The sequence below is a fragment of the Treponema endosymbiont of Eucomonympha sp. genome (assembly GCF_001028545.1).
The window spans coordinates 1-744 of the sequence record NZ_BBPW01000327.1; the positions used below are offsets into that span (position 1 = coordinate 1).

Genomic DNA, 744 nt, shown 5'->3' on the forward strand with positions numbered 1-744 from the left:
GTCGCGCACGAGCGGGAACGTCAGCATGAAACCGGACGTCAGGTCGAATTCGGGCTTGTCCGCCCCGAAGGTATACGACAGCGCGAAACTGTTGAGCCACTGCGCTTCAAAGCCCGAAAGCAGGAACGGGAGGTCATAATTGAACGCCAAGCCGATTATGTTGCTTCCCGAAAGCAGCCCGCCGTCGGTGTTCACGCCGCCGTCCTTTTCATTTTGATAGACGACGTCGAAGTTCATTTCCTGCAGCAAGCCGAGGAAGTTAAAATCCTTCGTCTTGAGCTTCAGCTCAAAGCCGATGTTTGAGTTATATTTGAGATAGGGTACCGTTATGTAATTGTAGGTGTCGGCGGCGGTAATCTCTAGTTCTACCGGAATGACGCCGTATTCGTCCGCCTCGCCGAGGCGTTCCGTCAGGGTGAAGCGCTCAAGCATCCGAATGTCGGTAAGAACCTGCGACAGGAACGCAAGGTACTCGTCAAAGTCCGCGCGGGACGGGAACAGCGTCTCCATATCGACGTCAACCGCGCGCTCCAGCGCGCCTTCCTTCGTCCTGCCCTGTATGTCGTAATGCACCTCGGCAATACGGTACTGCTCGGCAAACGCCGCCGACAGGCACAAAGCGCACAGCGCACCGCACGCAAATATCCGTTTCATTAGCAGTCGCCTCTCCTTATGGAGGATTTGGAGGCGGAAGCGTTCCTTGCGGACAAAGCGTATGACACGAACGAACTGCTCGATATGCTT

1 pseudogene is annotated in these 744 nt (G+C 55.5%); it reads right to left on the reverse strand.

Annotation, left to right across the window (positions count from 1 at the left end):
* Window positions 1-654, reverse strand: a pseudogene (locus AWU74_RS06870) (hypothetical protein); the annotation flags it as partial.
* Window positions 655-744: the final 90 nt, after the last annotated feature.